This is a genomic window from Pedobacter sp. GW821-FHT01D05 (assembly GCF_059422505.1).
The window spans coordinates 259,666-279,533 of sequence record NZ_JBWKXA010000003.1 but is presented as its reverse complement, the minus strand read 5'-3'; the positions used below and the strand labels follow the sequence as shown (position 1 = coordinate 279,533).

Sequence of the window (19,868 nt, the reverse complement as noted above, 5' to 3'; positions counted from 1 at the left end):
ATAACAGAAAGGTTCCAATCATGGAAACAAAACAAATAGAAAAAGTACTAAAAGCGCCAGCGCCACATATGGTTGGCGATGGCTTTAGGGTACACAATTTTTTCCCAAGTGGATATAAAATCAACATGAGTCCGTTTTTCTTAATGGATTATGGCTCAAAGATCGAATTTTCTGCCAGGAAAGAACCAAGAGGCGTTGGGGTACATCCACATCGAGGCTTCGAAACGGTAACTATTGCCTATCATGGCGCGGTTGCCCATCACGATAGCGCTGGAAACAGCGGGGTGATTTACCCGGGCGACGTACAATGGATGACCGCTGCAAGTGGTGTACTACATAAAGAATACCATGAACCGAACTACAGCTTAGCTGGAGGTCCTTTTCAAATGGTTCAGCTTTGGGTTAACCTGCCATCCAAAGATAAAATGGGTAAACCTGGCTATCAGGCAATTAAACAGGCCGATATGGCTCATTTTGATCTTCCCGAAAATGGTGGAAAAATCGAGATCATTGCTGGTAATTATAATGGCATAAAAGGCAATGCAAATACCTTTACTCCCATAGAACTTTATAATGCCAGGCTAAATAATGGTGGTGAAGCTACTTTTAATTTTCCTGAGCATTTTAATACCGCATTTATAGTGATTGAAGGCTCGATCAAAATCAACGGATCGGAAACTGCAGTAGCAGATAATTTTATCCACTTCAAAAACAAAGGTGAAGAGATTAAGGTCGAAGCGCTAGAAAACAGCGTGATTTTGGTTCTAAGTGGTGAACCTATAGATGAACCGATTGTCCAATATGGTCCGTTCTTAATGAACACCCAGGCAGAAATCCATCAGGCCATTGAAGATTATAACCAGGGCAGATTTGGTTATTTAGAAGAGTAAACAGAAAATCGTCCATCCATCATATTAAATAGCTAAAAATAGCCAGCAAATTTTAAAAAATGCTGGCTTTTTTTGTAGATACATTTTGCAGAATAACCCCATATCATTAAGTAAGCATAAATGTTGTCAGTCTGAGCCTGTCGAAGACCTTTAATAGTCGAAAACAAAAAACATTTGTCCTTCGACAGGCTCAGGATGACAATGCTTTTTTCGTTTCCTCTTGTCGCATTTTAACTTATTCAAGAAAACCTTAACTACCCTAAATCCTTAATGATGTAAAGGCCCAGAAGTCCACCTATTCACCTGATAAATAGAGAGATAAATTAGCATTTTAAAACAGGCCAAACCATCAACCTTCTTAACCATTCCAATTAATCATTCATACAATCTTCATATTCGTTAGTGACATTTGATTAATAAATCAGAACAGAAAAATGTCCGGAAAACAAATATTTCAAACTGAGACCAAAAGACGCTGGCATACATTTACATGGGTAAGCCGTACGTTTTTTTTAGTCTTCATTATCGCAATCATCTGCGTGGTATACACACTGTCTTCGGTAGAGGCACCCAATTTGCCTTTTATCAACACAAATACACCGTTAACACAAAAACAATTAGAGAAGTTAAAAAAATCACAGCAGTATAAGGATTTCGCCATCGAAAAATCTAGGCTGCAAAAGATCAAAAAAGATCGCGAACTCCGTATTTTAAGCCATCGTGGTAACAGCAAGCGCATCAATATGGCCTTTTATGTAAGCTGGGCAGCAAGTAAAGAATCATCAATATCAGATTTAAAACGCAACATCAGCCATTTGGATATGGTGGCTACAGAATCGTTCTTTTTAAATGGTGATTCTATTGTAGATAAAGTAGATACTGCAGCTTTAAAAGTAATACATACCGGCAAAAAATCGGCTATTGCGGTGGTTTCAAATTATAATAAAGATCATTGGGATGGTGCTGCGGTAAGAAGATTATTAAACGATCAATCTGCCCAGCAAAAATTGATCTACGATCTTATAGCGATCGCCAAAAAATATGGCTATAGTGGAATTAACATAGATTTCGAAGAGCTCAACCTCCAAAATAGCGATAGTTTTAACGCTTTTATGGAAAATCTATACAAGCAGTTTCATGCCGAAAAATTGATCGTTTCTCAAGATATTTCACCCGAAAACGACGATTATAAGCCAGAAATTCTTCAAAAATATAATGATTACCTCGTATTAATGGCTTATGATCAGCATACCGAACAAAGTAATGCGGGCGATATTTCCCATCAGGAATGGGTAGAAGAAAAGCTTGATGATATTTGCAGTAAAGTTAATGCCGGCAAAGTAATCCTTGCTTTGGCTTGCTACGGTTACGATTGGCCCAAAAATAGCATTGGGCAACCGGTTACTTACGAGCAGGCCATGACAATGGCAGTTAATTACAAAAGCAAAATAAACTACAATCCTGCTTCTGCCAATTTAAACTACACTTACAACGATGGCAGTGGAATTAAACATGAAGTTTACTTTACAGATGCGGCAACCTATTTTAATCTAATCCGCAAGGCTGATGATTGGGATATTGCTGGTATAGCCCTATGGCGTTTAGGTTCGGAAGACAAACGCCTATGGTCTTTTATTTCTAACGACCTTAGTTTGGATACGCTAAAGAAAAAACCCTTCGATTTACGCAAAATTGCTTCGTTAAATATGGGTGGAATCTCTTATTTGGGCGATGGTGAAATTCTGGACCTGATTTCTACCCCAGCACCCGGTAGTGTAAAGTTCACTTTAAACAAAGATAACTTTTCTATTGCCGATCAAAAGTATATCCGACTTCCGGAGCAATATGTAATTAAAAGGTTTGGAGAGGCCGATAAGAAAATCGCATTAACCTTTGATGATGGGCCAGACCCTGTTTATACACCACAAGTATTAAATATTTTGAAACGGGAAAAAGTACCTGGCTGCTTCTTTGTGGTTGGCATTATGGCTGAGCAGAATATGGAATTGCTAAGACAGGAATATAATGATGGTTATGAAATTGGAAACCATACTTTCTTCCATCCTGATATGTCGGCCATTGGGCCACGACGGGTAAAATTCGAGCTAAATGCTACCCGTCGATTAATAGAGGCAGTTACCGGCCACAGCACAATCCTGTTCCGTGCACCATTTAATGCTGATGCAGAACCCCAAAATATTTCCGAAATTCTACCTGTTGCACAAAGCCGTAAAGAAAATTACATCAATATCGGGGAATATATCGATCCTGAAGATTGGGAACCAGGCAAAACTGCCGATCAGATTTTTAACGAAGTAGTGAAACAACAGGACAACGGTAATATTCTTTTATTACATGATGCAGGCGGAAACCGTGAAGCTACCGTTGCAGCCTTACCCCGGATTATAAAATTCTTCAAAGCCAAAGGTTATACTTTTACAACCGTTGGCGATTTAATGGGCAAAAAAAGATCAGAATTAATGCCTGCGGTAAAATCTATGGCAAATAGTGGTTTTTCTGGTTCTGGTGATTACTTTTTCATCAATTTCTTTTACTATGGAAACATGATTTTAAACATCGTATTTTCTGTAGCAATAGTACTTGCTATTTTAAGGACGATATTTATTGCCTATTTAGCCATTAGACAGCGAAAAAGAGCGAAACAGAATGTTAGCAAATTGGTAGTAAATCCTTCAGAAAAAGTAAGTATTATCATTCCGGCTTACAATGAAGAAGTTACTGCTGTGCAAACCATTAATAGCCTTTTAAAAACCACCTACCCCGATTTTGAACTGATTTTTGTTGATGATGGTTCGAAAGATAAAACCTTTGAAATTATTGACCAACATTTTGGCAATCATCCTCAGGTAAAGGTTTTCCGCAAAGCAAATGGAGGCAAGGCTTCGGCCTTAAATTATGGTATATCAAAAGCTACCTCAGATTTTGTGGTCTGTATAGATGCCGATACACAGCTAAAAGATGATGCCGTTACCGAACTGATGCGTTATTTTTATAGTGAGCAAATTGCGGCAGTAGCTGGCACTGTAAAAGTTGGGAATGCCAACAACATCATTACCAAATGGCAGTCTATTGAATATATCACCGCACAGAATATGGATAGGCGTGCTTTCGACTTATTAAATACAATTACTGTTGTGCCTGGAGCAATAGGTGCTTTCAGAAAAGATATAATTTTAGAAATCGGCGGGTTTACCATTGATACACTTGCCGAAGACTGCGATTTAACCATGCGTATTTTGAAAGCAGGTTACCGCGTAAAAAACTGCGATACTGCAGTTGCTTATACAGAAGCACCAGAAACGGTAAACATGTTGCTTAAACAACGTTTCCGCTGGAGTTTTGGCGTAATGCAAAGTTTCTGGAAAAACAGAAAAACACTGCTAAACAAGAGATACGGTTATTTTGGGATGGTAGGAATGCCGAATATTTTGATCTATCAGATCATTTTGCCACTATTTTCACCACTTGCCGATCTTTTTATGTTCATCTCGTTAATTAGCGGTCTCTTCTCGTTAAGTGCTATAAATAATTTAACCCTAACCGGATTCTCTGGAATTTTAAGCCTGCATAACGGTTTTGGCCAGGTACTTTTTTATTATATTATCTTTATTGTTGTAGATATGATTTTTGCTGCAATCGCCTTCCGTATGGAAAAAGAAAAATACACGAATTTACTTTACATATTCCCACAGCGGTTTTTCTGGCGGCAACTGATGTATATTGTACTATTCCGTTCGTTCAGAAAAGCCATAAAAGGTGAACTGGAAACCTGGGGAACGTTAAAGCGGACAGGAAACGTTAAAGAGCAGTTGGCGTAATGCTTGTCCTGGAGATTATATTATAAACAATGGATGTCACCCTGAGCCTGTCGAAGGGCTGGCTAAAATGCACAGTAAAGCATTTCGACAAGCTCAATGTGACAGTTCCGATCAAAATTTAATATATTATATTGCACCAGAAAAAACATAAACAATTCATAACAAGCTATTTAAAAAAATATTATTATTGTTTATGGAAAAATCTAACCAAACTATATTTTCCTTTAAACAGGTTTTATTGATTGCGCTTATTGCGGGAACATTAGATGGACTGGCGGCAGTTATATTTTTAGGAAAGATGAATTACACAGGTGTATTTCAGTATATCGCCAGTGCTATTATGGGGCCAGAAGCTTTTGCAGGAGGTATTAAAACAGCCCTTATTGGTCTGGCGCTCCACTACTTTATTGCTTTTTGCTTTACCCTGATTTTTGCCATAGCATCAACAAAAACCCCCGCTTTACGAAAGCATATTATCGTATCGGGAATAATTTATGGGATTGTCGTTTGGATGATCATGACCCTCCTGATTGTTCCATTAACCAAAATACCGGCTGCACCATTTCATTACGAACGGGCGATTTTAAATGCGGTAATTCTGATTTTCCGTATTGGCTTGCCAATTTCTTACTTAACCGCCCGAAAATTCTAGTATAGATTAAGGTTTTTCTATCAGGCAAACGGCATAAGAAACAACACCTTCTTCCCTGCCGATAAATCCCATTTGCTCATTGGTAGTGGCTTTTATCGAAATATCTTCGGTAGAAATTCCAATGGCTTCAGCAATATTTTGCTGCATGGCAGGAATATGAGGATTAATCTTTGGTGCCTCTAAACAAAGCATTGCATCTATATTGCCAATTTGCCATCCTTTTTCGGCCAGCAATTTAACCGTTTCTTTTAATAAGATCAGGCTACTGATGCCTTTCCACCTATCATCTGTATTCTTAAAATGGAAACCAATATCGCGAAGGTTGGCTGCACCTAAAAGTGCATCACAGATGGCATGAAGCAAAACATCAGCATCCGAATGCCCAAAAGCACCTTTATGATGATCTAATGTAACCCCACCAACAACAAAAGGATGTTGATCTTTTAACTGATGTACATCGAATCCGAAACCTACTCTAATTTTCATCTATATTTTGCTTTAGTCTTTTTTATCTTTTGCTTTTATTCTCGCCAAAGTTAAACAATAGACCAAAACGTAAGGTATTTGCAAGCGGACTAGTTTGTGCATTTGCAATTAAATAAGAGAAATCGATATTAAAAACGTTGTACTTTAACCCAACTCCTAAGGTAAAATAGCGGCTATCGCCTTTCATGGGGCTTTGGTAGTTGTAACCGGCTCTAACAGCAAACTGTTGATTATACCAATATTCCAATCCTGTAGAAATCCCAACTTCTTTCAGTTCTTCGCTAAAACCACCAGGTGCATCACTAAACGAACCAAAAATCCCCGCAGGAACGGATCGGTTTGGATCTTTTCCACTTACGATGTTATTGTTCGAATCGTATATCGGTTGTGTAGGCACCAACAATTTATTAAAATCGAGTGCAAATGTTAAAGTGCTAAAATCGTCCATCGTGAAGGTAGACGCCCCCCCTAGCTTAAAATTGGTAGGTAAAAAGAAGTTCTCCCCACCATCAGAATAGCTCATTTTTGTTCCGATGTTGGAAATATTAGCACCAGCAGAAAGAACAGCCTGTTTACCAAATACCGTTGTACTCGTTTTATACAATCCGGAAACATCAACTGCTACCGCATTTCCGCTGTGCACTTGCCCTGAGGATGCAAACTGACCGGAAACTAAATTTGAATAAATATATCTTAATGAAGCTCCCAATGAAAACTCTTTACCAAAATTACGGGCGAAAGAAACATCGAACGCCAGTTCATTCGGATTGGAAATTCCCAGGTCTTGTTGGTTGATATCGGTAAGCTGAATAGAGCCTAAAGAAAAGTACCTTAATGAGGCACCAATGGTATTACGATCATCCAATTTATAAAAGCCACTTAAATAAGCAAGATTAATATCAGGCACCAGGCTTTTTAACCATGGGCTATAAGAAACAGAAAATCCGTAAGGTTTATCTAAAAATGCAAGTTTAGAGGCATTAATGCTGGCTGAATTTACATCACCTGCAACGGCTACGCCAGCATCGCCCATTGCACCGGCACGGGCATCGGGTGTTATTAGCAGAAATGGAACTGCTGTTACAATATTGTTTGCCTCGCTACCATTTGTTTGGGTATTGCCTATGGTTACCTGAGCATTTGTTTTACCAAACACCAAGGCCATTGAGAGTGCAGAAAAAGCAAGTTTACTGATGTACTTGAAATTCATCCTTTAAAGGTACGTAATTTTAGATTTTGGTATTTAGCAATAACTGGAGAATATATTCTGTAACGTAAAACCAAAACTTATATTTCACCAAATTACGAATTCTATGATTATTTACTAATTAAACCTACGATTTTTACATACGGGTGTGACTGCAAAAAATGTAAACACATAACTAATAACCATTTAGCATCATAATTGAGCTGTTTTCTTTTTTCTATAAAAAATTATGTTCGATCTGTCAACTTAATAATCTTTAAATCAAATATGGTTAAATTATTGCAATCTCTATAAACTATAACAATACTCTTTTTTATATATGCGTATTTAAGTAGTCACTAAAAACATAAAAAATTAATATTGAGATGACCTGAACCGTAACAAAAGTAATTTCGCCTATTGGGCTAATGGCTTACTAACACTACTTCTCAATCATCTCCCTTTCTTTTTTATCTTGCTTATTTATAATTATTTAACCTAAATTTAACTGAAAAAGTAAGTAGACACAATACGATATAAAATAATACGTTATCACTCAAAAATATAATCGATATTTTATTACCACATTATTTATATATTCATTTAAAATTGTTTAATTTTATCGGTTGAATCCCTATAGGGACGATATTCCCAACGAACTATATGAAAAAACTATTACTATATTCTTTTACTTGTTTGTCATTAGCTGCCCTACTTACGAGCTGTAGCTCAAAAGGAGGGAACAGTTCTAGCAAAACAGGTATTCCTTATGCCGATAGGAAAAGCAAAAACAACCAATCTGGTGCATTTGCTGTAGCTACTCAATACAAGAGAGCTCCGGGGCCCGGTTTAATTCCAATTGAAGGTGGAGTTTTAGTTGTGGGTGGTAGCGCCATCGAGGTTGCAGGTGTTGAACCAAATATTTACAATTATAAAAGACAGGTTACTGTTCCATCTTTTTACATGGATGAAACTGAAGTATCGAATACCGATTGGTTAGAATACTTACACTGGATCAGATACAACTATCCTGAAGATCGCGAATTTTATTACAATGAGCTTCCTGACACTTTAGTGTGGCGCCGCGCATTATCTTATAACGAACCTTATGTGGATAACTATTTAAGGCACCCTGCTTATCGCGACTACCCTGTTGTAGGTGTTTCATGGGAGCAGGCATCACGTTATTGCGAATGGAGAACTTCGAGAGCTAACGAATTTATTCTACGCGAAAAAGGAATTTTAACTGATTATAAAACTTTAGCTGGTAATGGAAAAGGCAAGGCAGCTACTACAGCAGCGGCAACACCAAAACCAGACAAACCTTTTAATACTGATGCATATTTAAATGGCCAGTATGATGATAAGGGGAAGAATGCTCCAGTCGACTACAATACAAAATCAGGTGCAGCTACATCAACTGCGGGAGGAACAGCAGCCCCGGCAGCTGGAGGCAAAAACAATCAGCCACGAAGAACTGCGACACTAGAAGATGGTGTAATTATGCAGCCTTATCGTTTACCAACAGAAGCAGAATGGGAATATGCTGCTTTAGGTTTAATTGGCAATACGGAATACGAAAACATCAATCAGAATAAAATCTACCCTTGGAATGGTTTAGGTGTGAGTTCGGCCAAAAAGAAAACCAGAGGTATGATTCAGGCCAACTTTAAAAGAGCACCTGGTGATTATATGGGTGTTGGCGGTTCATTAAATGATAAAGGAGATTTAACTGTCCCGGTTATTCAATATACACCGAACGATTTCGGCCTATATAATATGGCAGGCAACGTGAATGAATGGGTTAATGATGTGTACAGAACGGGGACATTTACCGATGCAGATGCATTTAACCCATATCGTGGTAACTACTTTACCAATAAAAAACTGGAAGATTCACAAAGCGGGAAAATTGCATTAGATAAATATGGTAATCCGATTAAGGAAAATGCTTACGCTGGAAGAAAACAAACCTGGGCAGAAAAACAGGCACAGGCAAAACGTTCTGATTCGATTTCAAAATCGACTGATCCACAATCTCCAGTAGCATCAACCAGTTATCAGGCCGATCAGAGAGGTTACCGTGATAGACAAAACACCTTATTAAACGAAGAAGGTGTTACACTGGTTAACGATAAATCCAGAGTTTATAAAGGTGGTTCCTGGAATGATATGGCTTACTGGTTAAACCCCGCAACACGCCGCTTTATGCAACAAGATGAATCATCAGCAGAAGTTGGTTTCCGTTGTGCCATGACTATGCTTGGCGCACCAGAAATTAGTACCGCAGGAAAAAGAAATTTTAAAAACCCTCCTCAAAAACCTTACAGGGTAAGTAGAGGTAAATAAAAAAGGAAAGTCCCGACATTAAATCGGGACTTTTTTTTTTACAGTTATATTTTAGTATATCTAACTTGAATAATTCAACCGAAATTCGTCATCTCGACTGAAACGCAGTGGAATGGAGAGATCTATCTAAACAGATTTAGCTTCGCTGAGCACTAAGTAGTTCTCGACTTCGTTTCACTCCGCTCGAAATGACATACCTCAGAGGCAAAAATTATTTAAACTGAATCAAAATCTGATTCTTCTCTACTTTATCGCCCTGCTTAATCAAAACTTTCTTGATCACACCATCGGTTGATGATTTCAGGATATTTTCCATCTTCATAGCCTCCAGCACCAATAGGTTATCACCTTTCTTTACCTCAGCGTTCTCTTCAGCCAAAACCTTTAGCACCAAACCGGGCATCGGCGCTTTAATTTCTGAAACTTTATTAGCGGCTAAATTATCCAAGCCCAGCTGTTTTAACAAAACATCAAACTGATCTTCGATGCTAATCTGATAAATATTACCGTTAACCTTTATTTTACAGGTTTTATCTGCTTTGTTAAGCTCAATTAGCTCTGTATTAAAAGATTTATTCTGGTATAAAACATGCGTACTATTATTCCCAATTGAACTCAGATCGAACTGAATAGGTGCTCCGTTTACCAAAAAAGATGACTCCTTCTTTTCAACCTCGAATAAAAACTGATCGTTTACTTTTACTTTATACATTTGTTATTGGGTTAAAGCATACTGAACCAAATTTGCACCCATTTTAAGCGCTTTAGTCCTCGTTTCCTGTGTGTCTTCAGGATAAGTGCCAAAATCTTCCCACCCATTCCCCAAATCGCATTCAAAGGTATAATAGCACACTACTCTGCCTTTATATATCAATGCAAATCCCTGAGGTCTTTTATTATCGTGCTCATGGATTTTTGGCAAACCTCCGGGAAACTTAAATTTCTGATTATACATCGCATGGTTGGCTGGCAATTCAACAAAACTCAGTTCTGGAAATACCTTTTTCATCTGCGGGCGGATAAATTTATCCAATCCATAATTATCATCTATATGAAGAAAACCTCCACCTGTAAGGTACTGCCTTAAGTTTTTAACTTCCTGATCGTTAAAAACTACGTTTCCGTGGCCAGTCATATAAACAAATGGATAATTGAATATTTCTTTCGAGCCTACTTCAACAATGCTTTCTTCTGCGTAAAAATTGGTCTTCAAATTGGCATTACAGTAGGCAATTAAATTGGGCAAAGCGGTCCTGTCTGCATACCAATCGCCACCGCCGCTATACTTTAATTTGGCCATGCGGTAGGTTGGTGGAATAAAAGCAAAAAACATAAAGCTAAAAGCTAAAAGGCCAAAGCTGAAAGACCAAAGCTGAAACCTAGAAAACTGAAAACTGAAAACTGAAAACTTCAAATGATTATCGGTTAAGGTAATTGATTTCAAAACAAACAGATAAAGCAGCCGTTTCCGTGCGCAATCTATTATCACCTAAAGTTAATGCTTTAAAGCCTTTGTTCAAAGCTAAATTAACTTCATCAGGTGTGAAATCTCCTTCAGGACCAATAAGGATCAAGTATTTTTGATGTGGATTTACTAGTTTGGATATGTATTGTTTCTCTCCGTTATCAATACAATGTGCTATTAGTTTATCACCGTTAAATGGTTCTTTTAAAAAAGTTTCAAAAGAAATAGCATCGTTCAATTTGGGATGATAAGCTTTAATGGATTGTTTTACGGCAGAAGTAATCACTTTGTTGAGCCGATCTTCTTTAACAACCCTTCGCTCCGATCGATCGGTAATAATCGGTGTAATTTCATCAATACCCAACTCTGTTGCTTTTTCTAAAAACCATTCGATGCGGTCGATATTTTTAGTTGGCGCAACAGCGATATGCAGGTAATGATTTCTTTTATGAAACTCCGTTTCTATTTTTAAAATGGATAAGGATACTTTTTTCGGATTATCAGAAGTGATTTCAGCAGTGTAAAAACCACCTTTCCCATCAACCAGGTTAACGATCGAGCCTATAGTAAGGCGAAGTACCCTAATACAATGTTTGCTCTCTTCTTCGTTAAGCGTATAAGTATTCTGGGTTATATCTGGTGTATAAAAAATATGCATAGTTGAAATTAATGATTATCAACCATATCTGCTTTATTGATCACCAGTTCTAACTTGATTGTTTCGATATTCTGTTCGGTCTTTTTAAGAATGGTAAACAGGTAACCGTATGATTCGTTGCTTTCGCCTACCTCAGGGATACGTTCAAAAACATGAGAAACCAATCCTCCAATGGTATCGAAATCTTCATCCTCTGGCAAATCGTGAGGCAGATGTTCATTTACATCATATACAGTAGCAAATGCATTTACGATAAACTCATTGTCAGACACTTTTTCTACCAGTGGCTTTTCTTCATCGTATTCATCCTGGATTTCTCCAACAAGCTCTTCAACAATATCTTCCAAGGTAACCATACCCGCTGTACCGCCAAACTCGTCTAATACAATAGCGATCTGTATGCGGTTACTTTGCAACTCGCTCATCAGATCGTTAATTTTCTTGGTTTCTGTAACGAAATATGGTTTTCTGATGATATCGTTTAATGTCCAATGCTGATTACCCGCTGCAACCAATGGTAAAATATCTTTTGCATGGATAATCCCTACAATTTTATCCATAATATCATCGTAAACAGGCAAACGGGAATATCCTTCTTTAATAATCGTATCAATCACTTCTTCTTTTGGAGAAGTTAATTCAATACCCGAAATCTTGGTGCGGGGTACCATGATATTCTTCACCACCCGCTCATTAAAATCAAATACGTTTTTAATCAGTTCATGTTCATTATTATCCAATGCGCCGCTTTCTTTACCCTGGTCTAATAAATACTGAAGTTCTTCCGTACTGTGAAGTGATTCGTGCCCTCCGGAGGTATCAATTCCAAATGGCTTTAAAATAATAGCGGCCAGACTGTTTAATGTCCAGATGAATGGCTTAAATACCACATAAAATAGCTGTAATGGAACAGAAACGAATAAGGTTGTTGCTACCGGCCGTTGGATTGCAAATGATTTCGGAGCCAACTCACCAAATACAATATGCATAATGGTGATCACTGAAAACGCGACTACAGTTGAAGCCGAATGGATAAAAGCATCGCTAAAACCCCATTGCAAGCTATCGAAAAGGTTTTTGAAAATAGTATGCATAACGCCTTCACCTACCCAACCTAAGCCAAGTGATGCAAGCGTTATACCTAGCTGTGTGGCGGCCAGATATCCATCAAGATTATGGATAATCCCTTTGGCCATTTTGCCAACACGACTGCCTGTTTTTGCTTTAATTTCAATCTGTGATGCCCGGACTTTAACAATTGCAAACTCTGCTGCAACAAAAAATCCGTTTAGTAACACCAAAAATAATGCAAAGAATAATCGCCAGCCTACAGAAGTGGTATCGGGTTCTTGTAAAGCAACCAAAACTACGTTTGTGGGCAGGATTGCACTTAGCTCAAAATTTAAAAACAAACATACCGTGGGTAAATCCATTAAGCCAATTCTCTAAATGTTGTGTTATAAAGTTCTATGCTTTCTTTAATTACTTTATGCGCATAACGAACACCAAGTAAATGTTCGATCGTTACATTTTTATCTTCTAATGCTTTATAATCCTGAAAGAAACGAACAATCTCTTTCATTTGGTGTGGAGGTAGTTCATCTAAATCGTTGATATAGTTTACCGACATATCGTGAGCAGCAACTGCGATAATTTTATCGTCCTGCTCTCCGTTATCTACCATGTGCATTACACCTACAACTTTCGCTTCTATCAATGTCATTGGATAAACATCTACCGAGCAAAGCACCAGAATATCTAATGGATCTTTATCATCGCAATAAGTTTGCGGAATAAAGCCATAGTTTGCCGGGTACATTACTGATGAAAAAAGAACCCTGTCTAACTTGATCAGACCTGATTCTTTATCTATTTCGTATTTTGCTTTTGATCCTTTTGGAATTTCAATAATTGCGTTTACAATTTCTGGAACATTGTGTCCAGGAGATACGCTATGCCACGCGTGATGATCGTCTTTTGCCATTTTTAATTTAAATCTGTTTTATCCTCTTCAGGGCCACTCACTACTTTACTTTTTACAAAGGTAATTAATAATGGTATAGTTGTAATAAGGATAAAGCCAATAATAATATATAATAAATAATCGTTTATTTCTTTTTCAAATCTTTTGCCCAAAAAATAACCAAGCAAAGTTAAGGAACAGATCCAAAGTACCCCACCCACAACATTGTATAAAGCAAATTTTTTAAAGTCCAGTTTTACAACCCCCGCAAAAATCGGTGCAAAAGTTCTAACAATTGGTACAAATCTGCCCATAATCAATGCAAAGGCACCTTGTTTATGATAATAATCTTCTGCCGCTTTTAAATATCGCTTTTTAAAAAAGAAACTGTCTTTTCTGGTATACAATACAGGACCAGTTTTACGTCCGAACCAATAACCTGTAAAATTACCAGAAATTGCTGCAATACATAAACCGGCTAAAAGCACCGCAATGTTCACATCGAGCTTTCCGGTTGCAACAAACATTCCGGCTAAAAACAACAAATAATCACCAGGAAGAAAAAAACCAAAAAACAGGCCTGTTTCTGCATAGATAACGAATACGACTAGATAGAAACCACCCTCCCTCAATAATTTCTCGGGATCAAGTAGCTGATGCAGGTTATTCCAAAAATCGTGCATATTCAATTATTCGTAAAACTACAAATAATTATCAAACAACAGCATACCTATATCAGGTTTAAAATAATTGCAGGATAAATACCTAGCACTAATGTTATTGCTACAGAAACCAATAGTACAACCTTATACTGCGCTGGGGCTGAAAGCTCCGTTTCTGCGCCATCTTTAAACCACATGGCTACAATTACCCTAAAATAATAATAGAAACCAACCAGTGCATTCAAAATCGCAAATGCAACAAGTAAGGTTTTATATTCGGTCATTACATTCAGGAACATTAAATATTTCCCAATAAAACCAGCTGTTAAAGGAATACCCGCTAATGAAAGCATTGCTACAGTTAAACATAATGCTACCATTGGATTACGTTTAGCTAAACCATTAAAACTTTCAAAGCTATCGCTACCTGTTTTTTGTTTTACCAAAATTAATACCGCGAAAGCGATAATTGATGCGAAAGTATAAGCTGCTGCATAAACCAATACGTTGTTTCCAGAGTTTTTGGTTAACACAATAAGCGAAAACAACAGGTAACCCGCATGCGAAATACTAGAGTATGCCAGCATGCGTTTGAAGTTCTTCTGGAACAGCGCAGTAACGTTTCCGATAAATAAGGTTAAACAAACAATCACCATAAGTGGTGCAACCCAAAAATCGTGAAGTGGCGCAAGTGCACCGGCAAACAATCTTAAGAAAGCTGCAAAACCTGCAGTTTTAACCACCGTACTCATAAAAGTGGTGATTAAAGACGGAGCGCCTTCGTATACATCTGGCGTCCAGAAGTGAAAAGGAGCCGCACCAACCTTAAAGCTTAATCCAATCATCATCAGGATAACGCCTGGATAGAATATTGGAGAAATTGCCTGACTATTTACCAGATAAGCTTGTATTTTATCCAAATCGAATGATCCCGTAGCACCATAAATTAACGTGATACCAAATAATAGAAAGCCTGTTGAGAAAGCCCCCATTAGGAAATACTTTAACGAAGCTTCATTAGAAGCAAAATCCTTTTTACGGATACCGGCCAAAATGTATAAACTCACCGACATGATTTCTAAGCCTACAAATAACATGGCCATATTTTTATATGATACCATCATGATCATTCCGGCAAGTGCAAAAAGAATTAGGGTATAATATTCGGCTATGTTATCGCTTTTAGCGTGGAAATAATTCTGTGTTAATAAAAAAATTAAAAGTGTACCGAGAATACAGATCCCGGAAAATGCCAGGGCGAAGTTATCTGTCTGCATCATCCCAAAATGAACAGCATTGCCGTTCCATGCGCAGAAAGTAAATCCTAGTGCAGTAAGTAAGCCAACAACGGTAAGTGGTAATAATGCTTTATTTGCCTTAAACAAACCTGCATAAAGCACTATAAAAGCTGTTATACTAATGGTTATAATAATATTCATTGCTTAATTTACTGTGTTTAATTTTTGATTTACCTGCTCTAATAAATGTTGTACAGATGCCTCTGTTAAGTGTAAGATTGGTTTTGGATAAACACCCAAAACAATAATCAGTGCACATATGGTATAAAGAACCAATTTTTCAGTTCCTTTAATATCGGTGAAAGTGATGGTTAAACTGTTTGTTTCGCCCAGCATTACATTCTGGTACATACGTAACATGTAAACTGCACCAAAGATAATGGTTAATCCTGCAATAGCTGCAGCCCAAATGCTGTAGTTGTAAACGCCCATTAGCAGTAAAAACTCACCTATAAATCCGTTTGTCCCCGGCAAAGCTACCGTACCCAATACAATGATCAGAAAAGTAAGCGCCAATTGTGGTGCTACTTTAGCAATTCCGCCCAACTCTTCAATTTTGTTGGTTTTAACACGAGAGAAGATAATATCCAAAACAAAAAATAAACCCACTACGTTAATACCATGGCTCAACATCTGTACCATCGCACCTTGCATACCTTGCTGGTTGAACGCAAAGATACCTGCTGATATTAATCCAACGTGAGCAATGGATGAATAAGCCACTAAACGTTTAGCATCTTTCTGTGTAAAAGCAATCAGCGAGGCGTAAACAATACCAATAATTGATAAAATAATAGCTACCTGCCCCCAATCGTGAACGCCTGCCGGAACAATTGGTAATAACCATCTAATTACACCATAAATACCCATTTTTAACATAATGCCCGATAACAGCATGGTTCCTTGTGTAGGTGCCGCCGTATACGTATCAGGCTGCCAGGTATGGAAAGGAAAAATTGGCATCTTAATGGCAAAAGCAATAAAGAAAGCCCAGAAGATCCATCCCTGTTGTGCGCTATCTAAGTTTAAAGCATAAAAGGCTTGAATATCAAAATTGTGTGCCGGGTTTTGAAGATATAAGTAAATAATACCCATCAACATAAATAATGAACCTGCAATGGTATACACGAAAAATTTCATGTTGATACGGATGCGGTCTTTTCCTCCCCAGATGGCGCAGATAAAGTAGATTGGAATTAGTGCTGCTTCCCATCCGATATAGAACAAAAATGCATCTAATGCAGTAAATACCAATAACAGGCCGCACTGCATAAACAAAATCAAAGCATAAAATGCAGCTGGATTTTTATACTCGTGGTTATAGCTCGATAAAATTATAATTGGCACCAATAAATTGGTTAGCAATACCACAAGCATGCTAATGCCATCGATACCTGCGTGGAAATTGATGCCTAAATCTGCAATCCATGGCAAATTAACCTCAAACTGGGTACTTGCATTTGGAATGAAATTACCGGCGATAACCAAAGCCAAAACCAAAGAAACGACCGAAAATACGGTCGAAACTATTTTAGCCGACTTACCAGCAAATGCAGTAATAATTGCACCTACAAGCGGAAGAAATATAAGTAGTAAAAGTTGTTCCATTATTTAATTTTGAACCCTTTTTATATGTAATAAAATGTATATGCAAGTAATGCGATGATACCAAATACCATCATAAATATATAGAAACCTACGTTTCCACTTTGTAGCAAACGAATACCTTTACTGGCTTCGTTCGTGCTCCATCCCAGTCCGTTCACAATTCCATCGATAAATTTGTTATCGATAATCCTATAAAAGAATTTCGAAAGTGCATCTAATGGTTTAGTGATCAGGAAATCATAAATTTCATCGAGGTAGAATTTATTATAGGATAATTTTGCCAATGCCGAACGCGGCGCTTCATCAGCAACCGGAACGTGTGCTCCTTTTACATATCTGGTATAAGCATATAATAAAGCAATTACCGCAGCGGCTACCGAAACGCCCATTAAAGTATATTCTGTAGCATGGCTTAAATCCAATTCATGTTGTGCAACACCTGCTCCAGCTAACCAATGTGCCAGCCATTCGTTTCCACCAAAAACGTGCGGAAGATTGATTGCTCCACCAATCGCAGCAAGAATCGCTAAAATGATTAACGGTAAAGTCATTGCTGTTGGCGATTCGTGGATATGGCTTTCTGCATGGTGTGTTCCACGGTATTTGCCAGAGAAAGTCAGGAACATCATTCGGAACATATAGAATGCCGTTAAGAATGCGGTTAAAACCCCAACTCCCCAAAGTATTGGACTAGCCTGGAAAGCATGTGCTAAAATTTCGTCCTTTGAGAAGAAACCAGAGAATGGTGGTAAACCTGCAATAGCAATGGTACCGATCATCATGGTGGCAAAAGTAGTTTTAAGTTTTCCTTTCAATCCGCCCATGTGACGCATATCCTGCTCATGGTGCATGGCATGAATAACTGAACCTGCACCTAAGAATAGTAATGCTTTAAAGAATGCGTGGGTTAAAACATGAAAGAATGAACCTGTATAAGCACCAACGCCAAGACCTAAAAACATATACCCCAGTTGAGATACGGTTGAATAAGCCAATACCTTCTTAATATCAGTCTGTGTTAAAGCAATAATTGCTGCAACTAAAGCGGTAGCCGCTCCAACAATGGCAATGATGTGCTGTGTAAGCGGAGCAAGATCGAACAATATGCTCGAACGTGCAATCATATAAATACCCGCTGTAACCATTGTTGCTGCGTGTATCAAAGCCGAAACTGGTGTTGGTCCGGCCATTGCATCAGGTAACCAGGTAAATAAAGGCAATTGGGCCGATTTACCACAGGCACCGATAAACAATAAGATGGTAATTAAAACCAGCGTATCATTACCCGGCAACATATTAGCCGCCTGAGGGAAAACTTTAGCAAATTCTACACTACCAAAAGTGGTGAAGATTAAGAATACACCTAACAAAAAGCCTAAATCGCCGATACGGTTCATTACGAATGCTTTTTTAGCTGCTGATGCATAAGCACTGTTTGTATACCAGAAACCGATTAACAGGTAAGAGCATAAACCTACGCCTTCCCAACCGATAAACATCACGATGTAATTTGAGCCCAATACCAACAAAAGCATAAAGAATACAAACAAATTCAGATAAGAGAAAAACTTACCGAATCCTGCATCACCGTGCATGTAGCTGGTAGAATATAAGTGGATCAAGAAACCAATTCCAGTGATAATCAAAAGCATGATCGAGCTTAGAGGATCAACCAAGAAAGATAATGGAATGTGTAATGCCCCTGCGCTGATCCAATCGAATAAAAATACTTCGTGAGATTTTTGTGTGTCGCCTTGTAAACTAAAGAAAATAACTACGCTAATGATAAAGGAGGCGAAGATTACCCCGCTTCCGATGATACCAACAAGTCCTTTAGATAAAGAGTTTCTGCCTAGTCCATTAATTACAAACCCTAAAAAAGGAAGTAACGGAACCAACCAAATCAATTGTTCTATTGTCATTCTTATTATATATTTACCACTTAAGGCGATTTAAAACATTAATATCTACTGATTTCGTATTTCTGTAAACCATTACAATAATTGCAAGGCCTACTGCAACCTCTGCAGCTGCCAAAGCCATAATGAAGAATACGAAAACCTGCCCTGATGGGTCATTGTTATGAACCGAGAATGCTGTTAAAAGTAAGTTAACTGCATTGAGCATCAGCTCAACCGACATAAAGATTACAATGGCATTTCTGCGCGTAAGTACACCGATTACGCCAATAGAAAAAATAATGGCACTTAAATAGATGTAGTGGTTTAGCGGAACGCCTGCTGCTTGTGTGAATAAATTTTCCATTATGCTTCTACCTCATCTCTTTTAGATAATAAAACGGCTCCAACCATTGCTGCCAATAGTAATAGAGATGACAATTCGAATGGTAATAAGAATGGGCCAAAAAGCTCCTTACCTAGATTTTCTACCAATCCTAATCCTGGATTTTTCAAAATCAATGGACTGGTAATACTTGCCGATTTTAAAGAACCGATTAAGGTTACAACCAAACAACCACCAGCAATTACACCTACGATTTTGATCAGTGGCGATTTACTCGGTTCGGTTTCTTTGTTCAGGTTAAGCAGCATCAGTACAAAAAGGAACAATACCATGATGGCGCCCATGTAAACGATAAAGTTTACCACCGCTAAAAACTGTGCGTTTAATAACACATAGTGTACAGTGAAGGTAAAAAAGGTAAGGATTAAGTACAATACACTGTGGATCGGATTTTTTGCGAAAATCACCATCAGCGAAAAGATGACACTTAATGTGGCTACGAAATAGAATACTTGTGTACTCATTAATTGTTTATTTATTTATGTTCTATGGTTTGTGTATCCACAAG

Annotated in this window: 17 protein-coding genes; 4 read left to right on the top strand and 13 right to left on the bottom strand. The window is 37.9% G+C overall.

Translation table 11 applies throughout. The features are described 5' to 3' along the window. The first annotated feature begins 20 nt into the window (after positions 1–20). The 3 genes from AC07VK_RS13360 to AC07VK_RS13350 all read left to right on the top strand — a co-directional run bounded on the left by AC07VK_RS13360 (position 21) and on the right by AC07VK_RS13350 (position 5,381). Complete coding sequence (locus tag AC07VK_RS13360) at positions 21–890, top strand: pirin family protein (protein WP_492952580.1); 870 nt, start codon at positions 21–23, stop codon at positions 888–890. 434 nt (positions 891–1,324) lie between these two features. Then, complete coding sequence (locus AC07VK_RS13355; RefSeq protein WP_492961015.1) at positions 1,325–4,729, top strand: trifunctional glycoside hydrolase family 18/polysaccharide deacetylase/glycosyltransferase family 2 protein; 3,405 nt, start codon at positions 1,325–1,327, stop codon at positions 4,727–4,729. Between the two features lie 193 nt (positions 4,730–4,922). Further along, positions 4,923–5,381, top strand: a complete 459-nt coding sequence (locus tag AC07VK_RS13350; RefSeq protein WP_492961013.1) for a hypothetical protein — start codon at positions 4,923–4,925, stop codon at positions 5,379–5,381. A gap of 6 nt (positions 5,382–5,387) precedes the next feature. On the opposite strand, the gene ispF is transcribed toward AC07VK_RS13350, so the two are convergent. Further along, complete coding sequence (gene ispF, locus AC07VK_RS13345; RefSeq protein WP_057931412.1) at positions 5,388–5,867, bottom strand: 2-C-methyl-D-erythritol 2,4-cyclodiphosphate synthase; 480 nt, start codon at positions 5,865–5,867, stop codon at positions 5,388–5,390. 22 nt (positions 5,868–5,889) lie between these two features. After that, complete coding sequence (gene porV / locus AC07VK_RS13340) at positions 5,890–7,077, bottom strand: type IX secretion system outer membrane channel protein PorV (RefSeq protein ID WP_492961011.1); 1,188 nt, start codon at positions 7,075–7,077, stop codon at positions 5,890–5,892. A 639-nt stretch (positions 7,078–7,716) separates the two neighbouring features. Between porV and AC07VK_RS13335 the strand changes: the two genes are divergently transcribed. Next, on the top strand, positions 7,717–9,402 hold the full coding sequence (locus AC07VK_RS13335; protein ID WP_492952576.1) for an SUMF1/EgtB/PvdO family nonheme iron enzyme: 1,686 nt from the start codon (positions 7,717–7,719) through the stop codon (positions 9,400–9,402). Between the two features lie 211 nt (positions 9,403–9,613). Here AC07VK_RS13335 and AC07VK_RS13330 read toward each other — a convergent pair whose 3' ends face one another. The 11 genes from AC07VK_RS13330 to AC07VK_RS13280 form a co-directional block, all read right to left on the bottom strand. Then, positions 9,614–10,114: an acyl-CoA carboxylase biotin carboxyl carrier protein subunit gene (locus tag AC07VK_RS13330; RefSeq protein WP_492952575.1), complete on the bottom strand. Its 501-nt coding sequence runs from the start codon at positions 10,112–10,114 to the stop codon at positions 9,614–9,616. A gap of 3 nt (positions 10,115–10,117) precedes the next feature. Further along, entirely contained in the window at positions 10,118–10,735 is a 618-nt protein-coding gene (locus AC07VK_RS13325) for a DUF4159 domain-containing protein (RefSeq protein ID WP_492961462.1), read from the bottom strand. Between the two features lie 85 nt (positions 10,736–10,820). Beyond that, complete coding sequence (locus AC07VK_RS13320; RefSeq protein WP_492961009.1) at positions 10,821–11,525, bottom strand: 16S rRNA (uracil(1498)-N(3))-methyltransferase; 705 nt, start codon at positions 11,523–11,525, stop codon at positions 10,821–10,823. Positions 11,526–11,533: 8 nt separating this feature from the next. After that, on the bottom strand, positions 11,534–12,958 hold the full coding sequence (locus tag AC07VK_RS13315) for a hemolysin family protein (protein ID WP_426327292.1): 1,425 nt from the start codon (positions 12,956–12,958) through the stop codon (positions 11,534–11,536). Further along, positions 12,958–13,509, bottom strand: a complete 552-nt coding sequence (locus AC07VK_RS13310) for an inorganic diphosphatase (RefSeq protein WP_025146339.1) — start codon at positions 13,507–13,509, stop codon at positions 12,958–12,960. Before AC07VK_RS13310 ends, AC07VK_RS13315 begins: the two co-directional genes overlap by 1 nt. 2 nt (positions 13,510–13,511) lie before the next feature. Then, positions 13,512–14,171 (bottom strand): DedA family protein, encoded by a 660-nt coding sequence (locus AC07VK_RS13305; RefSeq protein ID WP_086548880.1) that lies wholly within the window; start codon positions 14,169–14,171, stop codon positions 13,512–13,514. 47 nt (positions 14,172–14,218) lie between these two features. Beyond that, positions 14,219–15,589, bottom strand: coding sequence for an NADH-quinone oxidoreductase subunit N (locus AC07VK_RS13300; protein ID WP_492952573.1), 1,371 nt, complete (start codon positions 15,587–15,589; stop codon positions 14,219–14,221). Positions 15,590–15,592: 3 nt separating this feature from the next. Continuing rightward, the gene (locus AC07VK_RS13295) at positions 15,593–17,056 is read right to left on the bottom strand and encodes a complex I subunit 4 family protein (protein WP_492952572.1); all 1,464 of its coding nucleotides are present in this window, start codon (positions 17,054–17,056) and stop codon (positions 15,593–15,595) included. 20 nt (positions 17,057–17,076) lie between these two features. Beyond that, complete coding sequence (gene nuoL / locus AC07VK_RS13290) at positions 17,077–18,978, bottom strand: NADH-quinone oxidoreductase subunit L (protein ID WP_492952571.1); 1,902 nt, start codon at positions 18,976–18,978, stop codon at positions 17,077–17,079. A gap of 13 nt (positions 18,979–18,991) precedes the next feature. After that, entirely contained in the window at positions 18,992–19,321 is a 330-nt protein-coding gene (gene nuoK / locus AC07VK_RS13285) for an NADH-quinone oxidoreductase subunit NuoK (RefSeq protein WP_029274746.1), read from the bottom strand. Beyond that, on the bottom strand, positions 19,321–19,824 hold the full coding sequence (locus tag AC07VK_RS13280) for an NADH-quinone oxidoreductase subunit J family protein (RefSeq protein WP_492961007.1): 504 nt from the start codon (positions 19,822–19,824) through the stop codon (positions 19,321–19,323). The genes nuoK and AC07VK_RS13280 overlap by 1 nt, the downstream gene beginning before the upstream one ends. Between the last annotated feature and the right edge of the window lie 44 nt (positions 19,825–19,868).

What these genes read in the sequence shown, in the direction of transcription:
- AC07VK_RS13350 (WP_492961013.1), top strand. Translation starts at nt 4,923, where the DNA reads ATGGAAAAATCTAACCAAACTATATTTTCCTTTAAACAGGTTTTATTG.
- nuoL (WP_492952571.1), bottom strand. Translation starts at nt 18,978, where the DNA reads ATGACAATAGAACAATTGATTTGGTTGGTTCCGTTACTTCCTTTTTTA.
- AC07VK_RS13355 (WP_492961015.1), top strand. Translation starts at nt 1,325, where the DNA reads ATGTCCGGAAAACAAATATTTCAAACTGAGACCAAAAGACGCTGGCAT.
- AC07VK_RS13320 (WP_492961009.1), bottom strand. Translation starts at nt 11,525, where the DNA reads ATGCATATTTTTTATACACCAGATATAACCCAGAATACTTATACGCTT.
- AC07VK_RS13330 (WP_492952575.1), bottom strand. Translation starts at nt 10,114, where the DNA reads ATGTATAAAGTAAAAGTAAACGATCAGTTTTTATTCGAGGTTGAAAAG.
- AC07VK_RS13280 (WP_492961007.1), bottom strand. Translation starts at nt 19,824, where the DNA reads ATGAGTACACAAGTATTCTATTTCGTAGCCACATTAAGTGTCATCTTT.
- AC07VK_RS13300 (WP_492952573.1), bottom strand. Translation starts at nt 15,589, where the DNA reads ATGAATATTATTATAACCATTAGTATAACAGCTTTTATAGTGCTTTAT.
- AC07VK_RS13295 (WP_492952572.1), bottom strand. Translation starts at nt 17,056, where the DNA reads ATGGAACAACTTTTACTACTTATATTTCTTCCGCTTGTAGGTGCAATT.
- AC07VK_RS13325 (WP_492961462.1), bottom strand. Translation starts at nt 10,735, where the DNA reads ATGTTTTTTGCTTTTATTCCACCAACCTACCGCATGGCCAAATTAAAG.
- AC07VK_RS13335 (WP_492952576.1), top strand. Translation starts at nt 7,717, where the DNA reads ATGAAAAAACTATTACTATATTCTTTTACTTGTTTGTCATTAGCTGCC.
- AC07VK_RS13305 (WP_086548880.1), bottom strand. Translation starts at nt 14,171, where the DNA reads ATGCACGATTTTTGGAATAACCTGCATCAGCTACTTGATCCCGAGAAA.
- ispF (WP_057931412.1), bottom strand. Translation starts at nt 5,867, where the DNA reads ATGAAAATTAGAGTAGGTTTCGGATTCGATGTACATCAGTTAAAAGAT.
- AC07VK_RS13310 (WP_025146339.1), bottom strand. Translation starts at nt 13,509, where the DNA reads ATGGCAAAAGACGATCATCACGCGTGGCATAGCGTATCTCCTGGACAC.
- nuoK (WP_029274746.1), bottom strand. Translation starts at nt 19,321, where the DNA reads ATGGAAAATTTATTCACACAAGCAGCAGGCGTTCCGCTAAACCACTAC.
- AC07VK_RS13360 (WP_492952580.1), top strand. Translation starts at nt 21, where the DNA reads ATGGAAACAAAACAAATAGAAAAAGTACTAAAAGCGCCAGCGCCACAT.
- AC07VK_RS13315 (WP_426327292.1), bottom strand. Translation starts at nt 12,958, where the DNA reads ATGGATTTACCCACGGTATGTTTGTTTTTAAATTTTGAGCTAAGTGCA.
- porV (WP_492961011.1), bottom strand. Translation starts at nt 7,077, where the DNA reads ATGAATTTCAAGTACATCAGTAAACTTGCTTTTTCTGCACTCTCAATG.